Genomic DNA, 16,714 nt, shown 5'->3' with positions numbered 1-16,714 from the left:
AAGCGGGATGCAGAACCGCCCGCATCCGCAACCCGCCGGGGACGGCGCGCCCGCCACGTCCATCGCTGCCCGCGCCATGGGTGCCCTCCGGCGCGACGCGGCCGCCTACCTCGAGGGCCTCAACCCCGAGCAGCGCCGCGCCGTCGAGACCACGGAGGGCCCGGTCCTGGTGCTGGCCGGGGCCGGCACCGGCAAGACCCGGGTGCTGACCACCCGCATCGCCCACCTGATCGCCACCAACCGGGCCCGCCCCTTCGACATCCTGGCGGTGACCTTCACCAACAAGGCCGCCCGGGAGATGAAGCACCGGATCGGCGCGCTGATCGGGCCGGCCGGCGAGGGCATGCCGTGGCTCGGCACCTTCCACGCCATCGGCACCAAGATCCTGCGCCGCCACGCCGAGCTGGTCGGGCTGAAATCCGACTTCACCATCCTCGGCACCGACGACCAGCTCCGGCTGATGAAGCAGGTCATCGCCGACCAGAACGTCGACGAGAAGCGCTGGCCGGCCCGCGCCCTGTCCCACGCCATCGACGGCTGGAAGAACCGCGGCCTCGGCCCCGAGCAGGTGCCCCCGGGCGAGGCCTCGGCCTTCGCGTTCGGCAAGGGCGGCGCCCTCTACACCGCCTACCAGGCCCGGCTCGCGACCCTGAACGCCGTCGATTTCGGCGATCTCCTGCTGCTCTGCCTCAAGCTCTGGCGGGAGAACCCCGACGTCCTGGCCAATTACCAGGACCGGTTCCGCTACATCCTGGTCGACGAGTACCAGGACACCAACGTCGCCCAGTACCTGTGGCTGCGCCTGCTGGCGCAGTCCCGGAAGAACATCGCCTGCGTCGGCGACGACGACCAGTCGATCTACGGCTGGCGGGGCGCCGAGGTCGACAACATCCTGCGCTTCGAGCACGACTTCCCGGGCGCGGTGGTGGTGCGGCTGGAGCGCAACTACCGCTCCACGGGCCACATCCTGGCCGCCGCCTCCGGGCTGATCGCAAGGAACGAGAGCCGCCTCGGCAAGACCCTGCGCACCGACGACGAGCCGGGCGAGCGCGTCACCGTGACGGGCGCGTGGGATTCGGAAGAGGAGGCGCGGATGCTCGCCGAATCGATCGAGTCCCTCCAGTCGAAGCAGCATCCCCTGTCGGAGATCGCCGTGCTGGTGCGGATCTCGGCGCAGATGCGCGAGATCGAGGACCGGTTCGTCCAGCTCGGGCTGCCCTACCGGGTCATCGGCGGCCCGCGCTTCTACGAGCGCGCCGAGATCCGCGACGCGCTGGCCTACCTGCGCGCCACCGTGAACGTCAGCGACGACCTCGCCTTCGAGCGGATCGTGAACACGCCCAAGCGCGGCCTGGGCGACGCCACCCTGCAGCAGCTCCACACCTACGGCCGCGCCAACCGGCTGCCTCTGCGCATCGCCGCCGCGCGCCTGTGCGAGACCGACGAGCTGAAGCCCCGGGTCCGCTCGACCCTGCGGGCGCTGACCGAGAGTTTCTCGCGATGGGCGCGGCTCGCGGAGACGCAGCCGCACAGCGAGGTCGCGCAGACCATCCTGGAGGAGTCCGGCTACACCGAGATGTGGCAGAAGGACCGCTCCGCCGACGCCGCCGGCCGGCTGGAGAACCTGAAGGAATTCGTCCGCTCCATGGAGGAGTTCCCCGACCTCGCGGCCTTCCTGGAGCACGTCTCCCTGGTGATGGAGGCCTCGGAGGCGGAGGGCGCCGAGCGGGTCTCGCTGATGACGCTCCACGCCGCCAAGGGGCTCGAGTTCGACACCGTGTTCCTCCCCGGCTGGGAGGACGGCCTGTTCCCGAACCAGCGGGCGCTCGACGAGAGCGGCCGGGCGGGCCTGGAGGAAGAGCGGCGCCTCGCCCATGTCGGGCTGACCCGGGCGCGCAAGCGCGCGAAGCTGTCCTTCGCGGTCAACCGGCGCATCCACGGCCTCTGGTCCTCGACCATCCCGTCCCGGTTCATCGACGAGCTGCCCGAGACGGCGGTCGACGTGGTCGAGGCCCCGGCGCACTTCTCCGCCGGCGCCTCGCGGTTCGACCGCAACCCGACGCCGTTCGGATCGAGCTACGGCACGCCGGGCTGGCAGCGCGCGCAGGCCAACACCGCGCCGGGCGGCCGGTCCGGGTTCGGATCAGGGTCCGGAAGCGGCTTCCGCTCGGCGGGCCCGGGCGGCCGGTCCGGGGGCCAGTCCGGCGGTCCCCGCCAGATCGAGGGCGAGCTGATCGCCAAGTCGACGGGCGCGCCCTCGGCCTTCCAGGGCGGCCAGCGGGTCTTCCACACCAAGTTCGGCCCCGGAACGGTCGCGGCGGTCGACGGCAACAAGCTGACCGTTGACTTCGACAAGGCCGGCCGGAAGATGGTCCTCGACAGCTTCGTCCAGGCCGGATCGAGCTAGTCCCGCCGACCAAGCCCGGACGTGTCAGGGCGGCAGGGTCGGCCGGCTTCGCCCGCGTGGGCGGGGAGGATCGCGACCGTGCCGGATGCCGCGTTACCGCGACACCACCGTCCCGAACCTGATGCATCCGCGCCAGCCGCGCGGCTTTTTCGAAGCCCCTTCACCGACCGTCACCCCTTAGTCACACCCGGCGCGCAATCGTCGGGCGCGAATCGCACTGGTGCGCCAGTTGCATCGCGTATTCGGCCGCGCACGGAACGTCGTGACGCTCTCCACAGGCGGACGAGCGCGGGGCGGAACCTTCGGCCTTGGGCCGGTATTAAGTTCCGCAAGCGAGTAGAACCGGGAGCAAGCAGGTAAACGGCAGTTCAGAAACAGATCCAGGTTGGCAAGTCCCGTTGGAGTGTACATCCATGAAGAGACGCCGCGCACGACTTGAACTGGTTGAAGACCGCACGTCCCGCATTCATCGCACACGCTTCGACGAAGAACGCAATCTCGCTCCCATCCAGCCGCTCACCGAACGCCAAGCCGAGTATCTCGACGCCCTCGCCCGCTCGCCGCAGGTCATCGTCCTGGGGCCCGCCGGCACCGGCAAGACCTTCATCGCCGGCACCCGCGCGGCGGACCAGCTCCGCCAGCGCCGCATCGCCAAGGTGGTCATCACCCGCCCGAACGTGCCCTCGGGCCGGTCGCTGGGCTACTTCCCCGGCACCCTGGAAGAGAAGATCGCCCCCTGGGTCGCCCCACTCACCGAGGCCATGAAGGAGCGCATGGGCGCCGCCGCCTTCGAGATCGCCCTGAAGACCGGCGACATCGAGATCGTCCCCTTCGAGGTGATGCGCGGCCGGACCTTCAAGAACTGCCTCGTGATCCTCGACGAGGCGCAGAACACGACGATCAACGAGATCAAGATGTTCCTGACCCGGATCGGCGACGATTGCCAGGTCATCATCAACGGCGACGTCTCGCAGACGGACCTCCGCGAGACCTCGGGCCTGCGCACCGTCATGCACATGGTCAAGAGCCGGATGATGCCGATCCCGGTGGTGGAGTTCACCCGCAACGACATCGTCCGCTCCGGCATCTGCGCCGAGTGGGTGAAGGCGTTCGAGGAAACGAATCTCTAAATCGGAAGTTGATGGCGGCGGGTCCTCGCAGACCCGCCGTGCCGTCCCCCGGCACGAGACGACTCTCCGCACCTCCCATTCGGGAGGATGAACCGGGCGCCGAGCCCGGCCTTCAGAGAACTGGAGTCTCCTCGTGAGGAAACTGACCTTCGCCTTCGCCGTGCTGGCCTCGCTCGGCGGCGCCGCCCTCGTCCAGCCGGCCTCGGCCGCCCCCGCGATGCCCGGCGCCGTGTCGGCACCCGACGCGGTGACGCACGTGCGGATGACTCCCATGGAGCGGCGCATGATGCATCGCCGCATGGAGCGGCGCATGATGCACCGCCGCATGGAGCGGCGCATGATGCATCACCGCATGCACCGCCGCATGCACCGCATGTGATTGAACGGCGGAGTGGGGTCTTCCGGCCCCGCTCCGCTCGCCCGGCCGGAACCGGGCGTTGCTCCCCGTTCCGAAGATTCCTATCTCGTCGTCTCGAATCGCGCCGTCAGGCGGCCGCCGCGGCAGCCGGCCGATCCGGGAGACCCCGATGCCCCCCTCCAATCGACTGTTCGACGACCTCGCCCGCCTCATGACGGACGCCGCCGGCGCCGCCCAGGGCGTCCGCCGCGAGGCCGAGACCGTGGTCCGGGCGCAGCTCGAGCGCGTCGTCCGCGACCTCGACATCGCCTCCCGCGAAGAGCTCGACGTGCTCCGCGACCTCGTGACCCAGCTCCAGGCGCAGAACGAGGCCCTGACGGCCCGCGTGGCGGCCCTGGAGGCGCGATCCGGGAGCGCCGGAGCGGGCGCCGCGGGCCTGAGCGAGGTGGTCTGAGTCTCCGCGGCAACGCCGCGGGCTTTTACACAGGAAGCGGCGTCGACGATCCGGTTTCCTGTTCACTGAATGTGACCTGCACTTTGTGTCGCGAGTCACGGCCGGTCTATAGTCGGGCATAGGGTGATTCGGGGGCTGCGGGGCGATGTCCGCAGAGCTTCGACAGTCGATCGCGTCACCGCCGGCCTAGATCTGCCGGTCGTTCCAGTTCTCGGAGTGTTCTCGCGCTCCGGTTTCGCGTCACCGCCACGTCGGGCCGGATCTCGTCCGGGTCGTCCTTTTGGATCGTCATGCCGCTTCTCAACGTCGACTTCCACGACCCGGACCGGAACGAGCATCCGCTCGACGTCGTCGAGCGGCTGGCCTCCCTGCGCGACTGGATCTTCGACCGGGCCGAGACCGACGAGATGTCGGTCACGAGCCCCGGTCGCTGGACCGACTACAACGTCGCCTTCACGTGGATCGAGGACGTCGAGGCGCTCCACGTCGCCTGCGCCTTCGACCTCAAGGTGCCGGAGCGGCAGCGCACCGAGGTGATGCGCCTGATCGCGCTGATCAACGAGCAGCTCTGGGTCGGCCATTTCGACCTCTGGACGACCGACAGCGTGGTGATGTTCCGGCACGCGCTCCTGCTGACCGGCGGCGCCGTCCCGACCCACCCGCAATGCGCCACGATGATGAAGACGGCGGTCGACGCCTGCGAGCGCTACTTCCAGGCGTTCCAGTTCGTCCTCTGGGCCGGCAAGAGCGCCCGCGAGGCCCTCGACGCCGTCCTGTTCGAGACCGAAGGCGAGGCGTGACCGCCCCCGGCGCCTCCACGGCGCGGATGCCCGCCTCGCTGGTCCTGGCCGGGGCCGGCAAGATGGGCGGCGCGATGCTGGCGGGCTGGCTGGAGGCGGGCCTCGATCCCCGCCGCACCACCATCATCGACCCGGTACCCGTGCGCCCGATCGTGGATCTCTGCGCCGAGCGGGGCATCGCCCTGAACCCGTCCGATCCCGAGCCCGGCGACGTTCTGGTCCTCGGGATCAAGCCGCAGGGCCTGGACACGGCGGCCCCCGGGCTCGATCGGCTCATCGGCCGCGACACGCTCCTCGTCTCGATCCTGGCGGGCAAGACCGTCGCGGATCTCCGCGGCCGGCTGCCGCGGGCGCGGGCGATCGTCAGGGCGATGCCCAACCTGCCGGCGAGCATCGGCCGGGGCGCCACCGGTGCCTGTGCGAGCTCGGAGGTCACCCCCGCGCAGCGGGCGGCCGCCGAGGCCCTGTTCGCGGCCAACGGCGCCGTGGCGTGGCTCGCCGACGAGGCGCAGATCGACGCCGTGACGGCGGTCTCGGGCTCCGGACCGGCCTACGTCTTCCTCCTGGCCGAGACGCTGGCGGAGGCCGGCATCGCGGCCGGCCTGGAGCCCGACGTCGCCCGCCGCCTCGCCCGGGCGACCGTGGCGGGAGCCGGCGCGCTCCTCGATGCCAGCCCGGCCGAGGCAGCGGAGTTGCGCCGCAACGTCACGTCGCCCGGCGGCACCACCGCGGCGGCCCTGGACGTGCTGATGCGGGAGGACGGCCTCGGCGCGCTGATGCGCGAGGCCGTGGCCGCGGCCCGTCGGCGGGCGGGGGAACTGTCCGGCTGACATCGGGCGTTGGCATCAAGGGCTGACATCGGGCGGCGTCCGTGCGGCATGGCCGCGCGACGGACCTGCCCTTCGCGGCCCGCCCGCCTACATGAGGCCACACGACCGATCAGACCGGGCGACCGATCCATGACCGACAGCAAAGCCCCCTCGAAGCGGCCCCGCAAGGCCTCGAGCCCCGCCAAGGCGGGCGACGCGCAGGAAGGCGCTGCCCGAGAGAGCGCTGCCCACGCGAGCGTCGCGCAGGAGAGCGACAAGACCGGGGCCGACGACTCGGGGACGCAGGGCGGGGCGCCGAAGCTGTCGCCCCGGGAGGCCGCCGTTGAGGCCCTGATGCGCCTCGCCGCCGAACAGCCCTGGAACGACATCGAGGTCAGCGACATCGCCCGCGAGGCGGGCCTTACGCTCGCCGAGCTGCGCGACCTGTTCCCGTCGAAGGGGGCGGTTCTCGGCGGGCTGACCCGCATCATCGACCGCAAGGTTCTGGAGGGCGATCTCACGGGTCTCGAGGAGGAGCCGACCCGCGAGCGGCTGTTCGACGTGCTGATGCGCCGCCTCGACGCCATGGAGCCCTACAAGCCGGCGCTGCGCCGGATCGCCTACGCGCTCCGGGGCGAGCCGCTCTCGATGCTGGCGCTGAACGGCGTGATGCTGAACTCGCACCGCTACATGCTGGCGGCGGCCGGGATCGACACCGAGGGGTCGCTCGGGCAACTCAAGCTGCAGGGCGTGGTCATCGCCTTCGCCCGCGTGACCCAGGTCTGGCTGGACGACGACGATCCGGCGCTCGCCCGGACGATGGCGCGGCTCGACAAGGAGATCCGCAACGGCGAGCGCATCATGGAGCGGGCCGAGGACGTTCGCCGCCTGACGGCGCCCCTGCGCGCCATCGGCCGCTCGTTCCTGGACCGGCGGCCGCGCGACCGGCGGAGCCGCGACGGCGACGGTGACGAGAGCGACCCCGCTGCCGCCATCTAGACCGGTCGCTCACGCGGCCTGGATGTCGCTGAGGAAGCTGTCGACCTCGCGCTTGACCGTCAGGGACTGCGTCGCCAGTTCGGCCGCCGCGCTCTGAACCTGCGCGGCGGCGCTCCCGGCCTCCCGGGCGGCGGCCAGCACGCGCGCCACGTTGGCCGAGACGCCCTCCGTCCCCCGCGCCGCCTCGCCGGCATTGCGCGAGATCTCGCCGGTGGCCGCCGTCTGCTGCACCACCGTCGCCGCGATGGCGCCGCTGATCTCGTTTACGGAGGCGATCGTGCGGGCGATCTGCGCCATCGCCTCCGCGGCCTGCCCGGAGGCCGCCTGGATCGCGGCGATCTGGCCGCCGATCTCCTCGGTCGCCCGCGCCGTCTGGGCGGCGAGCTCCTTCACTTCGGAGGCCACGACGGCGAAGCCGCGTCCCGCCTCGCCGGCCCGCGCCGCCTCGATGGTGGCGTTGAGGGCGAGCAGGTTGGTCTGGTTCGCGATGCCGGAGATCATCATCACGGCCGCCCCGATCTGCTCGGCGGCGGCGTGCAGGCTCGCCATGGCGGCGTTGGTCGCCTCGGCCTCATGGGCGGCGTGACCGGCCACCGCGTTCGAGCGCACGACCTGCCGCTCGATCTCCTGGAGCGAGGAAACCATCTCCTCGGCCGCGGCCGCGACGGTCTGGACGTTGGCCGAGGTCTGGGCGGCGGCCGAACTCGACGTCACGGCCTGGCTGTTGGTGTTGTCGGCCACCCGGGTCATCGCCTGCGCGGTCGCGTCGAGTTCGCTGGTCGCCGCCGTGACGATGTCGAGCGAGGCGGCGATCTTCGCCTGGAAGGCGTGGACGCGCTGCTCGACCCGCTCGGCCCGGCGCAGGCGGGCCTCCCGCTCGGCGGCCTGCGCCGCCTCGAGCTCCGCCCGCGCGACCGCGTTCTGGCGGAAGACGTCGACGGCCTTGGCCATCGCGCCCATCTCGTCGGTCGCCGCGCGGTACGGCACCGCGACGTGAAGATCGCCCTCGGCCAGCCGCGTCATCGCCTCCGTCATGCCGGCGACCGGTCGAATGACGCTGCGGGCCAGCACGAAGGCCAGGATACCCCCGAGGAGCAGGGCCGCGGCGACCAGGCCGATCAGGATGTACCGGGCCCGCCTCGCCGCCAGGGCGGTCTCCCGGGAAATCGTCTCGCCGGCGGCCACGATCCGGTCGCGCAGCGCGATGCCGAGCCGGTCGATCGCGTCGGCGTGGGGCTTGATCCCGGTCTCGAACGTCGCCTTCGCCGACGCCACCGCCCGATCGTACGCGCGGAAGCCGGCCGCGGCGGCGATCAGCGCGTCGCGGACGGCCCTGACCTGCTGCCCGAAGACCGCGCCCTGCGCGTCCTTGAACGCATCCAGGGCCGCCAGAGCCTGCTCGACCCGCTGCTCGAAGGCGTCGCGGTCATGGGCGTCCAGGCCGATCACGAAGCGGGCCGACGCGATGCGGGACCGCAGGACGGCGTTCTCGACGTGCTCGACACGCGCGAGCATCGCCTCGCCGGCCCGGGCGCGCACGTCCGCGAGCAGGCTCGCGAGAAGGTTGGTGAGCGCGTTGCCGGTCTCGTAGAGCTTCGTCCTGGCCTCGCGCAGGCTCGCGCCCGACGCCGCGAGGCGTTCCAGCTCCGGCTTCATCGCGCGGGCGGCCTCCCGCACGTCGTCGTAGAGCTTCCGCCCCCCGTCCGTCATGGCCAGCGAGAAGTACCGGTCGCAGGTCTGCTCGATCGCCTGCCGGGCCTGCTCCATCGCGGCGATCAGGTCGGGATCCGGCTGGAGCCGGTACCGTTCGGCCGTCCCGACGAGGCGTGCGGCGTGACCGTCGATCATCAGGACCGATTGCGCCCCCCGCTCCACGCGCTCCTGAAGCGCGTGGTCCGCGCCGATGACAGCCTGCTGGTAGATCGCGAATGCGCCGATGATGCCCGTGATCATGACGAGCATCGCAAATCCCGCGTAGAGACGAGCGCGTATCCCAGTTCTCACAGACGTATCTTCCACAGAAGAGGCCAGACTTTAGGCCTTACGATAGACGATACGATCATGACAACATCGTGTCGCGCGATCAAGTTCAACTTGTATTATAGATGATAGACGACAATACTTAGAGACAGACCCGATATCTCGGGCGCTTGAGGTGACCAAACCTGCCGGGCTGCGCGCGCAAACGGCAATCGGTGCGTTCTCGTTGCGATGGATCAGTTCTGACGGCGCCTCCCGGTCCGCCCGGAAGCTTCGCCCTGCGCGTGTCCGCTGCCGAGCGGCGTCGAGACTTCGCGCGGTACACGCTCGCGCTGGATCACGCGGGCGATGCACTTGCATTGCGGCACGGTCCGGCCCGCGTTGCTGACATCGGGCAGGAAGACCCGCGCTACAGTCCCGACCTTCGGGGAGACATGGCGACGGCCTGAAGCGCGTCGGCCGCGATTCGATCGACGGGTCGCGCAGACCCTCGGCTCGCGGGCCGTCCGGGTCGATCAGGCCTCGCGCGGGACTTCAGGCGGCGCGGCTCGCCAGCGCCTCGCGCATGGTCGTGGCGATCATCCCGTTCTGGAACTGGTCGCGCGGGACCAGCAGCGCGTCGGGCACGCGGACCGACGCCTCCGGCCCCATGGCGTCGACCGGGTCGCTGGCGAGGATGATGCGCAGGGCCGGGCGCAGAGCCCGGGCCTCGACGGCCAGCTGCGCGCAGCACAGGCCGCCCTGGAGCGCGGTATCGACCACCAGCACGTCCACCGGCAGGCCCAGGGCCAGCACCGTCATGGCGTCGACGCCGCGGTCGCAGGCGGTGACCTGGTAGCCCAGCATCCGGACCTGGGCCGAGACCTCGTCGCGCCAGCGCTTGTGGCGGCCGACGACCAGAACCTGGATCCGGTAGCAGCTGCCCTGGGGAAGGCTGCTCGAGGCAGTCTCGTCGTCGGCTGGGGGCATTCCGCACTCGACTTCGCGCTGGCTTTGCGATGCAGCATGCTAAGCTGGGATGCAATCCACACGCAAGCCCGGCGCCGTCATCGCGCCGCATTCGGCGCCGCCGTTGCACAATGGCGAAGCACTCCGGCGGCCTGATCATAGGCTGGGCACGGAGTTGACGCCGGCGGGGTCGCGCGGGCAACACCGGGCCGCCGCGGGACCTGAGCCGCGCGCTGCCGGAGCCCGAGCCGATGTCGTCCGCGAAAGCCCCTCCCGTCTCCCCGCTGGCGCCCACCGCGATGCCCGATCTGCCGCCCCTGCCGGGCGTGCGAATCGCGACCGCCCAGGCGGGGATCCGCTACAGCGGCCGCACCGACGTGCTCTACGTGGCTTTGGAGGCCGGGACCCGGGCCGCGGGGGTGTTCACCCGGTCGAAGTGTCCCTCGGCGCCGGTGGATTGGTGCCGCGACGCCCTGGCCGACGGGTCGGCGCGGGCGCTCGTGGTCAATTCCGGCAACGCCAACGCCTTCACGGGCCGGCTCGGGCGCGACGCGGTGGCGCGCACCGTCGAGATCGCCGCGGAGGCGGCGGGCTGCGGCGCGCGCGAGGTCTACGTCGCCTCGACCGGCGTGATCGGCGAGCCGCTCCCGGCGGAGCGGTTCGCGGGCGTGCTGGCGGACTGCGCGGCCCGCGCCGAGGACGGGCCGGCCGCCTGGACCGAGGCGGCCCGGGCGATCATGACCACCGACACCTTCCCGAAGCTCGCGACGCGCACGGCCGAGATCGACGGCGTGCGCGTGACGATCAACGGCATCGCCAAGGGCGCCGGCATGATCGCCCCCGACATGGCGACGATGCTGTCCTTCGTCTTCACCGACGCGGCCCTGCCGCAGGACGTGCTGCAGGCGCTCCTCTCGGCCGGGACGAAGACGAGCTTCAACTGCGTGACCGTGGACGGCGACACCTCCACCTCCGACACGCTGATGCTGTTCGCCACCGCCAGGGCCGGCAACCCGGCGGTCACCGATCCCGCCGACGCGCGCCTCGCCGGCTTCCGGGAGGCGCTCGACGGCCTGCTGGTCGAGCTGGCCCAACTCGTCGCCAAGGACGGCGAGGGCGCGCGCAAGTTCGTCACCGTGCGGGTCACCGGCGCCGAGAGCGACGCCTCCGCTCACCGCATCGCGATGTCGATCGCCAACTCGCCACTGGTGAAGACCGCGGTGGCCGGCGAGGACGCCAACTGGGGCCGCGTGGTGATGGCCGTGGGCAAGGCCGGCGAGCCCGCCGACCGCGACCGGCTCGCGATCTGGTTCGGCGACGTGCGGGTGGCGGTCCAGGGCGCCCGCGACCCCGATTACAGCGAGGCGGCGGCGAGCGCCGTGATGCGCGCGCCGGAGATCACGGTCCGGGTCGATCTCGGCCTGGGCGACGGCACGGCCCGCGTCTGGACCTGCGACCTGACCAAGGCCTACGTCGAGATCAACGGGGATTACCGCTCGTGAGGGCGGTCCTGTCCGGCGCCCTCCTCGTCCTGAGCCTGGCGACCGCGGCGCGGGCCGACGACGCGGCGTGCAAGCGCCACATCAGCGTCGTCGGGCGCGCGTCGGAGACGCGGGCGCCGGACTTCGCCGAGGTGACGATCGGCATCGAGGCGCGCGGCGCGAGTGCGGCGGCCGCCCTCGACGCGGCCTCGAAGGCGGTGGCTGGGGTCTCGGCGCAGGCCCGCGCCCTCGGGGTCCCGCCCGCCGATCTCGGCACGGCCGCCGTCACCCTGCAGACCGCGACCCGCACCGTCGCCCGGCCGGGGGGCGCCGTCACCGAGGAGCCCGACGGCTACCGCGCCAGCAACCTCGTCACCGTCCGGCTCGCCGACATGGACCGCCTCGGCGACCTGCTCCGGCAGGCCCTCGACTCCGGCGCCAACCGCATCGACGGCGTGAGCTTCGGGCTGCGCGACCCGGACAAGAGCGAGGCGGCCCTCCAGGTGGCAGCGACACGGGACGCGCGGAGCCGCGCCGAGGCCCTCGCCGAGGCGGTCGGCGCCAAGCTCGGCCCGCTCTGCACGCTGAGCACAGCCGCGGCCGGCACGCCGTACCGCCCGGCGCTGGAGATGGCCCGCGCGGCGCCGATGGCCGCCAAGGGGCGGCGGGTGCCGCTGGAGGCGGGCACGATCCCGATGTCCTCCGAGGTCTCGGCCACCTTCGCGGTGGCGCAGTGAGCGCGCCCGAGAACGCCCCCGACGGCGCCCCCGCTGCCGCGCCCCTGCGCCTGCTCCTCGTGGTCGCCGTCGCCCTCGTCGACGTCGACGGCCGCGTCCTGGTGAGCGAGCGCCCGGCGGGCAAGCAGCTGGCCGGCCTGTGGGAGTTCCCCGGCGGCAAGGTCGAGCCCGGCGAGCGCCCCGAGCAGACGCTGATCCGCGAGCTGGCGGAGGAGCTCGGCATCCGGGTCGAGGAGCCCTGCCTCGCGCCGCTGACCTTCGCGAGCCACGCCTACCCGGACTTCCACCTGCTGATGCCGCTCTACATCTGCCGGCGCTGGACGGGGACGCCGCGGTCGATGGAGGGGCAGGCGCTCAAGTGGGTGCGCCCCAAGGCCCTGCGCGACCTCGCGATGCCGCCCGCCGACGCGCCGCTGATCCCGTTCCTGGTCGACCTGCTGGATTCCTGACGCCGTCGCGGGCCGCCCTCACAGGGTGAGGATCGCCTCGACGACTTCCTGCACGTCGAGCGCCTCCGCGAAGGTGGCGAGGTGGTGGGGCTCGCCGCGCGCCATGCGGACGACACCCTCGAGCTGGCGCCGGAGCGTGATCGGCCGCAGCTTCTCGTTCGGGATCGCGTCGGGCTCCGGCTCGAAGCGCCCGTCGGCGCCCCGTCGCTCGGCGATGGCCCAGTCGCGCAGCCGGACGGCGCCCGCGTCGCCCTCCAGCGTCCACGTGTTGTGGTCGTCGGCCTCGACGCCCCCGACCCGGCCGGTCAGGGTGACGGGGATCCCGCCCGCCGTGAGCGTCACGTCGATCGCGCGCTCGGACCGGCCCGGCTCCGGGAAGGCGGTCCGTCCAGCGAGCCCGGCGAGCGGGCCGAGCTGGCGGCGGGCCAGGAACAGGAAGTGCGAGACCACCTCGCGGGTGAAGCCGCCCTCGCCCCGCGCGTCGAGCCAGCGGGCGGCGTCGGCCTGCCAGGGCCGGGGCCAGCGGGCGAACGCCACCGCGACGGTGAGCGCCCGTGGCGTGCCGACCGCGCCGGCCGCGATCCAGCGCTCGAGGGTGGCGACGCCCGGCGACGAGGCGAACGGGAAATTGACCGCGCCCGCGCCCCTCGCCTCCGCCACGAAGGCGCGGGCGTCGGCGCGATCGATGGCCAGCGGCTTCTCGCAGAAGACGCTCCGGCCGGCGGCCAGGGCGGCGCGGGCGTAGCCGAGATGCGAGGCGGGCGGCGAGGCGACGTAGACGCAGTCGCTCGCCGCCACGACGGCGGCGGAATCGGCGACCCGCGGCACCGCCGGGAAGGCCGCGCCGATCCGGTCCAGGGCCGCCGGGGCCGGATCCCAGATCGCCGCGACCCGCACGGGCGAGTCCGTCGCCCCGTGGATCGCGCCGAGCAGGCGCTCGGCCATGATTCCCGCGCCGATGATCCCGATGGTGAGCGGTGCGTCGGAGGTCGGCATGCGGGGATCCGTGCGGCTTCTGGCGTCTGACGGGCCGCGGGACGCGGCCCGTCGCAGGCTTTAGGAGCCCGAACCGGCGTGGGGAAGGCCGCCGGTCAACGCGACCCGGGATCTCAGCCCTGAATGAAGGCGAGCAGGTCGGCGTTGAGCCGGTCCTTGTGGGTGGCGGCCAGCCCGTGCGGGGCGCTCGGATACTCCTTCAGCACGGCGCCCGGCACGAGCTTGACGGCGGCGCGCGCGGCGGCGTCGATCGGCACGATCTGGTCGTCGTCGCCGTGCACGAGCAGGGTCGGCACGTCGATGCGCTTCAGGTCCTCGGTGAAGTCGGTCTCCGAGAAGGCCGCCACGCAGGCGTGCACGTTCCGCAGGCCCGCCATCATGCCCTGCATCCAGAACGTGTCCCGCAGGCCTTCGCTGACCGCGGCGCCGGGGCGGTTCGCGCCGTAGAACGGGCCGCTCAGGTCCTTGAAGAACTGGGACCGGTCGCGCAGGACCGAGTCGCGGATTCCGTCGAACACGTCCCGGGGCAGGCCGCCCGGGTTCGCGTCGGTCCGGACCATCTGGGGCGTCACGGCCCCAACTAGGACCGCCTTGGCGATGCGCGCCGTCCCGTGCCGCCCGATGGTGCGGGCGACCTCGCCGCCGCCGGTGGAGTGGCCGACCAGCACCGCGTCGCGCAGGTCGAGATGGGCGATCAGCCCGGCGAGGTCGTCCGCGAAGGTGTCCATGTCGTTGCCCGACCAGGGCTGCCCGGAGCGGCCGTGCCCGCGCCGGTCATGGGCGATGACCCTGAACCCGCGCTCCGCGAGGAACAGCATCTGGTCCTCCCAGGCGTCGCCGTTGAGCGGCCAGCCGTGGCTGAAGACCACCGGCTGCCCGGCGCCCCAGTCCTTGTAGTAGATCTGGGTGCCGTCCTGCGCGGTGAAGTAGGGCATCGTGGTCTCCCGAGGGTCGAGAAGGCAGCGGTTACGAGGCGGGGGTCGCGCGGAACGAGGAACCGGTCAGGCTCGGCCCTGCCGCGCGTCGAGGCTGAGCGGGCCGGCCCCGAAGGCCGCGACCTGAAGCAAGCCGCCGGCCATGGCGAGGTTCTTCAGGAAGTGGAACATCTGGTTCTGGTCGCCGAGGGCCGCGTGGAAGGTCACCGCGGTGGCCACCGCGAAGAGCGCGAGGGCCAGGGCGACCAGCCGCGTGCGGTAGCCGGCGACGAGCAGCAGCCCGCCGACGACCTCCACGGAGGTCGCCGCCGCGTAGGCGAGCGGCGGCAGCGGCAGGTGGGCGGCCTCGATGGTGGCGAGCGTCGCGGCCGGGGCCGCGAGCTTGCCGGCGCCGCTCACGAGGAAGATCGCGCTCATCAGGACCCGGCCGGTCACCGGCAGCAGGGCGGTCGCGCTGGAAGAATGGATCGGGGGCATCGTCGAACGCTCCGTCCTGTCGTGCGCGGCCGGCTCAGGCCGCTTCGGGAAGTGTGAGGCCGCGAAGCCAGTTCAGCGCCAGGCCGATATCGGCCTGCGACAGGCCGTGGCCCGTCGGCAGGATCCGGTGCTCGACGCGGGCTCCGGCCGCGGTGAGCTGCTGCGCGAGGCGCCGCGCGTTCTCGGCGGGCACGATCGGGTCCATCGCCCCGGAGAGGATCAGGACCGGCCGGCCGGCGAGATCCGCGGTCGGGGGCTCGGCGAGCGGCACCATCGGGCGGATCAGGACCGCGCCCGCCAGGGACTCCGGCCGGAGCAGCAGCAGCGACGCGGCGATGTTGGCGCCGTTCGAGAAGCCCAGCGCCACCGGCGCCCCGAGCCCGTACCGCGTCCGGGCGGCCGCCACGAAGGCCGCGAGGTCGCCGGTGCGGCGGCTCAGGTCCGCCTCGTCGAAGACGCCCTCCGCCAGGCGCCGGAAGAAGCGCGGCATGCCGTTCTCGCTGACGGCGCCGCGGGGCGCCAGCAGGGCGGCCTCCGGCGCGACCGTGCGGCCTAGGGGCAGGAGGTCGTTCTCGTCGCCACCGGTCCCGTGCAGGAGCAGCAGGGGACGGGCGGTGTCGGGACCGGGCTCGAAGCGGTGGATGAAGCCGGCGGTGTCCTGGGTCATGATGGCCTCACGGGTGACGGGGAGAGGTCCCGCCCCGCGCGGGCGCGGGGCGGGCGTGGAGGTCGCGGATCAGGCGACCTTGGGCAGCACGGCCTCGATCTCGGCCCGGTGCGGCTCCAGGCCGGCGGGGAGCTTGAGGGCCTGGCCGAGGGCCTCGACCGGTTCGTCGACCGCGAAGCCGGGCGCGTCGGTGGCGATCTCGAACAGCACGCCGCCGGGCTCGCGGAAGTAGATCGAGCGGAAGTACTGCCGGTCGCGCTGCTCGGTGACGTGGAGCCCCCGCGCCGCGAGCGCCCGGCCCATCGCGGCCTGCGCGGCGTCGTCCGCCGCCCGGAACGCGATGTGGTGGACCGAGCCCGCCCCCGGGCGGCCTGGCAGGAACCCGCCGACGGCCCGCAGGGTGACGAGACCACCGAGCTCGGCGCTGCCCGCGAAGCGGATCAGGTTGCCCTCGCGGCCGACCTCCTCCAGCCCGAGCACCTCCGTGAGGATCGCGGCGGTCGCCTCGGCCCTGTCGAGGAGGAGCGTCACCCCGTGCAGGCCGCGGATCGCGTGCTCGGCCGGCACCTCGCTCGACGCCCAGCCCTCCGCGTCGCCGACATCGACGCCCACCAGCGCGAGCATCATGCCGTCCGGGTCGCGGAAGCGCAGCGTCGGCGCGCCGAAGACCTGGACCAGCGGCTCGTGGGCCACGCCCTTCTCGATGAGCCGGTGGGTCCACCAGCCGATGGAGGCGCGGGGAACCCGGAAGGCCGTCTCCTGGGTCTCGCCGATCCCGACCCGGCCCGGCGCGGCGTGCTCGACGGGGAAGAAGGTCAGGATCGTGCCGGGCCGCCCGGCCGCGTCGCCGTAGTACAGGTGGTAGGTGCCCGGATCGTCGAAATTGACGGTCTTCTTCACCAGACGCAGCCCGAGGATTCGGGTGTGGAAGTCGAGGTTGCGCAGGGCCGGCCCGGAGAAGGCCGTGACGTGGTGGAGGCCGGTCTGAACCATGGCGATGTCTCCCGACGGAAGGCCGCGGCGGGCGGCCTGTTGCGATGACGGGAATGTGCCCCTTGCCATGGGCGGCGAAAATAGAAACGGTGGA

At 72.5% G+C, this 16,714-nt stretch carries 17 protein-coding genes; 10 read left to right on the top strand and 7 right to left on the bottom strand.

Annotated features, from left to right (window positions below):
• The first annotated feature begins 7 nt into the window (after positions 1-7).
• The 7 genes from ACLBYG_RS04965 (at position 8) to ACLBYG_RS04935 (ending at position 6,957) form a co-directional block, all read left to right on the top strand.
• Positions 8-2,407 carry an ATP-dependent helicase gene (locus ACLBYG_RS04965; protein WP_447680776.1) on the top strand — a complete coding sequence of 800 codons (2,400 nt, stop codon included), beginning with the start codon at positions 8-10 and terminating at the stop codon, positions 2,405-2,407.
• A 413-nt stretch (positions 2,408-2,820) separates the two neighbouring features.
• Positions 2,821-3,537, top strand: coding sequence for a PhoH family protein (locus ACLBYG_RS04960; protein ID WP_012321860.1), 717 nt, complete (start codon positions 2,821-2,823; stop codon positions 3,535-3,537).
• 133 nt (positions 3,538-3,670) lie between these two features.
• Positions 3,671-3,916 carry a hypothetical protein gene (locus ACLBYG_RS04955; protein WP_020090940.1) on the top strand — a complete coding sequence of 82 codons (246 nt, stop codon included), beginning with the start codon at positions 3,671-3,673 and terminating at the stop codon, positions 3,914-3,916.
• Positions 3,917-4,064: 148 nt separating this feature from the next.
• Positions 4,065-4,349: an accessory factor UbiK family protein gene (locus ACLBYG_RS04950; RefSeq protein ID WP_020090941.1), complete on the top strand. Its 285-nt coding sequence runs from the start codon at positions 4,065-4,067 to the stop codon at positions 4,347-4,349.
• Positions 4,350-4,639: 290 nt separating this feature from the next.
• On the top strand, positions 4,640-5,149 hold the full coding sequence (locus ACLBYG_RS04945) for a type III secretion system chaperone family protein (protein ID WP_020090942.1): 510 nt from the start codon (positions 4,640-4,642) through the stop codon (positions 5,147-5,149).
• A 26-nt stretch (positions 5,150-5,175) separates the two neighbouring features.
• Positions 5,176-5,979 (top strand): pyrroline-5-carboxylate reductase, encoded by an 804-nt coding sequence (gene proC, locus ACLBYG_RS04940; protein ID WP_091676486.1) that lies wholly within the window; start codon positions 5,176-5,178, stop codon positions 5,977-5,979.
• Positions 5,980-6,108: 129 nt separating this feature from the next.
• Positions 6,109-6,957, top strand: coding sequence for a TetR/AcrR family transcriptional regulator (locus ACLBYG_RS04935; protein ID WP_207904155.1), 849 nt, complete (start codon positions 6,109-6,111; stop codon positions 6,955-6,957).
• Between the two features lie 9 nt (positions 6,958-6,966).
• Here ACLBYG_RS04935 and ACLBYG_RS04930 read toward each other — a convergent pair whose 3' ends face one another.
• Positions 6,967-8,910 (bottom strand): methyl-accepting chemotaxis protein, encoded by a 1,944-nt coding sequence (locus ACLBYG_RS04930; RefSeq protein ID WP_447681031.1) that lies wholly within the window; start codon positions 8,908-8,910, stop codon positions 6,967-6,969.
• A 561-nt stretch (positions 8,911-9,471) separates the two neighbouring features.
• A complete protein-coding gene (locus tag ACLBYG_RS04925) occupies positions 9,472-9,906 on the bottom strand; it encodes a histidine kinase (protein ID WP_020090945.1) in 435 nt (144 codons plus the stop codon).
• A gap of 230 nt (positions 9,907-10,136) precedes the next feature.
• Here ACLBYG_RS04925 and argJ point away from each other — a divergent pair, with 230 nt between their 5' ends.
• From argJ to ACLBYG_RS04910, 3 genes are read left to right on the top strand one after another with little or no spacing between them, the layout of a single operon-like run.
• Positions 10,137-11,387 carry a bifunctional glutamate N-acetyltransferase/amino-acid acetyltransferase ArgJ gene (gene argJ / locus ACLBYG_RS04920; RefSeq protein WP_447680775.1) on the top strand — a complete coding sequence of 417 codons (1,251 nt, stop codon included), beginning with the start codon at positions 10,137-10,139 and terminating at the stop codon, positions 11,385-11,387.
• Entirely contained in the window at positions 11,384-12,103 is a 720-nt protein-coding gene (locus tag ACLBYG_RS04915) for an SIMPL domain-containing protein (RefSeq protein ID WP_427507228.1), read from the top strand. The genes argJ and ACLBYG_RS04915 overlap by 4 nt, the downstream gene beginning before the upstream one ends.
• Positions 12,100-12,552, top strand: a complete 453-nt coding sequence (locus ACLBYG_RS04910) for a (deoxy)nucleoside triphosphate pyrophosphohydrolase (RefSeq protein ID WP_447680774.1) — start codon at positions 12,100-12,102, stop codon at positions 12,550-12,552. The genes ACLBYG_RS04915 and ACLBYG_RS04910 overlap by 4 nt, the downstream gene beginning before the upstream one ends.
• An 18-nt stretch (positions 12,553-12,570) precedes the next feature.
• Here ACLBYG_RS04910 and ACLBYG_RS04905 read toward each other — a convergent pair whose 3' ends face one another.
• From ACLBYG_RS04905 to ACLBYG_RS04885, 5 genes are all read right to left on the bottom strand, one after another.
• The gene (locus ACLBYG_RS04905) at positions 12,571-13,548 is read right to left on the bottom strand and encodes a Gfo/Idh/MocA family protein (protein ID WP_447680773.1); all 978 of its coding nucleotides are present in this window, start codon (positions 13,546-13,548) and stop codon (positions 12,571-12,573) included.
• A 113-nt stretch (positions 13,549-13,661) separates the two neighbouring features.
• Positions 13,662-14,483, bottom strand: a complete 822-nt coding sequence (locus ACLBYG_RS04900; RefSeq protein WP_447680772.1) for an alpha/beta fold hydrolase — start codon at positions 14,481-14,483, stop codon at positions 13,662-13,664.
• A gap of 66 nt (positions 14,484-14,549) precedes the next feature.
• On the bottom strand, positions 14,550-14,960 hold the full coding sequence (locus ACLBYG_RS04895; protein ID WP_447680771.1) for a DoxX family protein: 411 nt from the start codon (positions 14,958-14,960) through the stop codon (positions 14,550-14,552).
• A gap of 34 nt (positions 14,961-14,994) precedes the next feature.
• On the bottom strand, positions 14,995-15,627 hold the full coding sequence (locus ACLBYG_RS04890; RefSeq protein WP_447680770.1) for an alpha/beta hydrolase: 633 nt from the start codon (positions 15,625-15,627) through the stop codon (positions 14,995-14,997).
• 69 nt (positions 15,628-15,696) lie between these two features.
• Positions 15,697-16,620, bottom strand: a complete 924-nt coding sequence (locus tag ACLBYG_RS04885) for a ring-cleaving dioxygenase (protein WP_331294535.1) — start codon at positions 16,618-16,620, stop codon at positions 15,697-15,699.
• Between the last annotated feature and the right edge of the window lie 94 nt (positions 16,621-16,714).

The sequence above is a fragment of the Methylobacterium sp. D53M genome (assembly GCF_053345625.1).
This window is presented reverse-complemented; position numbering and strand designations above follow the sequence as displayed.

Excerpts from the sequence above, each read along its gene's own strand:
- ACLBYG_RS04905 (WP_447680773.1), bottom strand. The coding sequence starts at position 13,548 with ATGCCGACCTCCGACGCACCGCTCACCATCGGGATCATCGGCGCGGGA.
- ACLBYG_RS04885 (WP_331294535.1), bottom strand. The coding sequence starts at position 16,620 with ATGGTTCAGACCGGCCTCCACCACGTCACGGCCTTCTCCGGGCCGGCC.
- ACLBYG_RS04925 (WP_020090945.1), bottom strand. The coding sequence starts at position 9,906 with ATGCCCCCAGCCGACGACGAGACTGCCTCGAGCAGCCTTCCCCAGGGC.
- ACLBYG_RS04950 (WP_020090941.1), top strand. The coding sequence starts at position 4,065 with ATGCCCCCCTCCAATCGACTGTTCGACGACCTCGCCCGCCTCATGACG.
- ACLBYG_RS04960 (WP_012321860.1), top strand. The coding sequence starts at position 2,821 with ATGAAGAGACGCCGCGCACGACTTGAACTGGTTGAAGACCGCACGTCC.
- ACLBYG_RS04930 (WP_447681031.1), bottom strand. The coding sequence starts at position 8,910 with ATGATCACGGGCATCATCGGCGCATTCGCGATCTACCAGCAGGCTGTC.
- ACLBYG_RS04935 (WP_207904155.1), top strand. The coding sequence starts at position 6,109 with ATGACCGACAGCAAAGCCCCCTCGAAGCGGCCCCGCAAGGCCTCGAGC.
- ACLBYG_RS04965 (WP_447680776.1), top strand. The coding sequence starts at position 8 with ATGCAGAACCGCCCGCATCCGCAACCCGCCGGGGACGGCGCGCCCGCC.
- argJ (WP_447680775.1), top strand. The coding sequence starts at position 10,137 with ATGTCGTCCGCGAAAGCCCCTCCCGTCTCCCCGCTGGCGCCCACCGCG.
- ACLBYG_RS04945 (WP_020090942.1), top strand. The coding sequence starts at position 4,640 with ATGCCGCTTCTCAACGTCGACTTCCACGACCCGGACCGGAACGAGCAT.
- ACLBYG_RS04895 (WP_447680771.1), bottom strand. The coding sequence starts at position 14,960 with ATGCCCCCGATCCATTCTTCCAGCGCGACCGCCCTGCTGCCGGTGACC.
- ACLBYG_RS04900 (WP_447680772.1), bottom strand. The coding sequence starts at position 14,483 with ATGCCCTACTTCACCGCGCAGGACGGCACCCAGATCTACTACAAGGAC.
- ACLBYG_RS04890 (WP_447680770.1), bottom strand. The coding sequence starts at position 15,627 with ATGACCCAGGACACCGCCGGCTTCATCCACCGCTTCGAGCCCGGTCCC.
- proC (WP_091676486.1), top strand. The coding sequence starts at position 5,176 with ATGCCCGCCTCGCTGGTCCTGGCCGGGGCCGGCAAGATGGGCGGCGCG.